This is a genomic window from Parvibaculum sp., from assembly GCF_049672805.1.
Classification (GTDB): Bacteria; Pseudomonadota; Alphaproteobacteria; order Parvibaculales; family Parvibaculaceae; genus Parvibaculum.
The window spans coordinates 1-2,963 of record NZ_JBATWS010000103.1 but is presented as its reverse complement, the minus strand read 5'-3'; the positions used below and the strand labels follow the sequence as shown (position 1 = coordinate 2,963).

Annotated in this window: 3 protein-coding genes, 1 tRNA gene and 1 pseudogene; 2 read left to right on the top strand and 3 right to left on the bottom strand. The window is 62.0% G+C overall.

Features of this window, described 5'->3' with window-relative positions:
• A pseudogene (locus WBF74_RS03300) lies at positions 1 to 225 on the top strand (type II toxin-antitoxin system HipA family toxin); the annotation flags it as partial.
• 124 nt (positions 226 to 349) lie between these two features.
• Here WBF74_RS03300 and WBF74_RS03295 read toward each other — a convergent pair.
• The 3 genes from WBF74_RS03295 to mnmA all read right to left on the bottom strand — a co-directional run bounded on the left by WBF74_RS03295 (position 350) and on the right by mnmA (position 2,583).
• Positions 350 to 426, bottom strand: a tRNA-Met gene (locus WBF74_RS03295).
• 157 nt (positions 427 to 583) lie between these two features.
• Entirely contained in the window at positions 584 to 1,261 is a 678-nt protein-coding gene (locus WBF74_RS03290; RefSeq protein ID WP_424435121.1) for a class I SAM-dependent methyltransferase, read from the bottom strand.
• Between the two features lie 95 nt (positions 1,262 to 1,356).
• Positions 1,357 to 2,583 carry a tRNA 2-thiouridine(34) synthase MnmA gene (gene mnmA / locus WBF74_RS03285; RefSeq protein ID WP_424435118.1) on the bottom strand — a complete coding sequence of 409 codons (1,227 nt, stop codon included), beginning with the start codon at positions 2,581 to 2,583 and terminating at the stop codon, positions 1,357 to 1,359.
• A gap of 166 nt (positions 2,584 to 2,749) precedes the next feature.
• Between mnmA and WBF74_RS03280 the strand changes: the two genes are divergently transcribed.
• On the top strand, positions 2,750 to 2,963 hold a 214-nt coding region (locus WBF74_RS03280), incomplete at its 3' end, for a hypothetical protein (RefSeq protein ID WP_424435115.1).

The window sequence follows — 2,963 nt, the reverse complement described above, 5'->3', positions numbered from 1 at the left end:
AACCACTACAGCATCGAAGAAATTCAACCGCGGCATTTCATGCAAACCGCCGAGATCGCTGGCCTACCGAAGCCGATGATTGCGCAAGCATTCGATGAGGTCATCGACACCGCAAACACTGCTCTCTCACATGTAGAGGCTGCACTCTCAGCGGAGTTTCCAATTGCGATTCACGACAGTGTTTACGGTGCGCTCACGAAACGGCTTCGCATTTTGAAAGGCTGATCTGCGCAGGCAACGCGGCTTCTGTGCACCCTTGGCACTGGTACATCAGACTGGTACATTTGGTACCGAAAACGCTCGCTGAGGCGCGTCGTAAGTCGCTGATTTATAAGCATATTGAGGAAAGTGGTAGCGGAGGACGGATTCGAACCGCCGACACGCGGATTATGATTCCGCTGCTCTAACCAACTGAGCTACTCCGCCCCGAAATCCGCAGGATGCTGCGGGCCTTGCTGTTCGGGGCAAGGGAGCCCCGGATATAAGGGGCGACGTGCCGTGCTGTCAAGCAAGGGAAGCCACTTCCGGCCCCCTGAAGGAAAGCAGGATTTCTGGCGGAAACCCTGCCCTTGCAGGCCTGGTTTCAGGCGCCTTCCGCGGCCGCCGTCTCGCCCGCCGGGACCGCTTCTTCCGCCTTGCGGAAGCGCAGCATGGTGAAGAGGCCGAAGGGCTTCAGCTTCACCGTTTCGACGAGTTCCAACGTGGTGGCATCGGTGATGGTTTCCGCCCGGAAATCCGGGTGCCAGCCAAGCGCGCGGGCCGCCGGCGCCATGAAGCTCTCAACCCAGCCGCGAAGCCCGTGATCCTGCGCGAAATGATTGACGATCAGCACCTCGCCGCCCGGCGCGCAGACGCGCTCAAGCTCGCGCAGCACCTTCACCGGGTCCGGCACCACGGTCATTACATACATGGCAACCACCGTGTCGAAAGAAGCATCGCCAAAGCCAAGCTCGGAGGCGTCCATCTCATAGATGCCTTCGATATTGGTGAGCTTCTTCTCGCGCACGCGCTGGCGTGCAATGCGGAGCATGTCGGGCGAGAGATCAATGCCGGTAACGGTGAGATGCGGCGCATAGCGCGGCAGCGCAACGCCGGTACCTACGCCCACTTCAAGCAACTTTCCGGAGCGACGATTGATAATGTCGATGGCGCGCTTGCGACCGGCATCAGCGACAGGGCCGAATGAGAAGTCGTAAACGGGCGCCCAGCGCGCATAGGCTTTGATGACCGATTGTTCGTCTATCCGCGCAAGTCCGCTCAAGATGCCGCACCCCGTTTACTTCAACTCAAATGAATGTGAGGCCATCCGCCCCGCCGAGCAACAGAATATCTGGTGGATTGCGGCCAAAATGCGGTTCAGCCAGCCGCCGCCACGCGTGCGGTCGCGGCACTTGCAGCCTCTTCCATCTGCCAGCGGCTTTCCGTTCGGGCAATCCAGCCGCCGCCAAGCACGCGCGCGGGATCAGCCGCATCGTAGAACACACATGCCTGCCCCGGCGCGACGCCGCCTTCCCCCTCCGTCAGGGTGACGACAAGGCCCGCTCCGTCGTATTCAATGCGTGCGGGTACCGGCTCGCGCGTGGAACGCACACGGGCGAGCAAATCCATGCCGCCCTCCGGCAGCGCCTCGAGCGGCAGATCGCCGAGCCAGTTCACATCCCGCAGCACAAGGCGGCTCGTCTCCAGCGCTTCCTTCGGCCCGACAATCACGCGATGGCGCACGGGATCAAGCTTCACGACGAAAAGCGGCTCGCTTGCAGGGCCATCCGCGCCAATGCCCAGTCCCCGCCGCTGACCGATGGTGAAATTAATGATCCCTTCATGCCGCCCCAGTACGCGCCCATCGAGATGCACCACCTCGCCCGGCGTTGCTGCTTCCGGCTTCAGCCGCTGTACAATCGTCGTATAGCGGCCGGTAGGGACAAAGCAGATGTCCTGGCTGTCCGGCTTTTCGGCGACAACGCCAAGCCCCATGCGCGCGGCAAGTGCCCGCGCTTCGGGTTTTGTCAGATCGCCGAGCGGAAAGCGCAAAAACTCGAGCTGCTCGCGCGTGGTGGTGAAGAGGAAATAGCTCTGGTCGCGCTCAAGATCGCGCGGGCGGCGAAGCTCGCGCCCGGCCTTTCCGGGGCGGCTTGAAATGTAATGGCCGGTCGCAAGCGCAGCAGCGCCCAGATCACGCGCCGTTTCCAGCAGATCGCGAAACTTCACGCGCTCGTTGCAGCGCACGCAGGGAATGGGTGTCTCGCCAGCGGCATAGGAATCGGCGAAATCATCCATCACCGCCTTGCGAAAGCGGTCTTCATAGTCGAGCACATAATGCGGAATGCCGATCGCATCGGCCACGCGGCGAGCATCCTGAATGTCCTGCCCCGCGCAACACGCGCCCTTGCGCGACACGGCCACACCATGATCGTAAAGCTGCATGGTGATGCCGACGACATCATAGCCCTGCTCCTTGAGCAGCGCCGCCGTGACGGAACTGTCCACGCCACCCGACATGGCAACGACCACCCGCGTTTCCTCCGGGCGGCCCGGAAGGTCAAGGCTGTTCAGTCCCGTCTTTTCGTCGAATGCATTGCGCATGGTGCTGCTCCTGCCCGGCAAATATTGCCGGACGGTAGGGAATATCAGCCCCGCCCCCCAGCCCGTCAAGCCCAAGTCAATGAAATAATTGAGGTTTTCTGACGCAGCGCATTGGCCTGCGGCTTGCTTCATAGGGCGCAAGCGTATTTTCGAGCAGGTGATATCCATGGATTTGTCTTCTTCAGCCACGCAACGCAGCCTCCCTTCCGAGGCGTTGTCGATCCAGCCGGGCTCCGTCCGGGCGGCAACGGCGGTGGCTGCCAGTGAATTCGCCCGCCATCTTGCGGAAAACACCCGCACAGACGCCCCGCGCCGCCGCGATGACAGGCCCGCCGAGCGCACCGCACGCACCGACAAGGGGCCGGAAGATACCCGCGAGG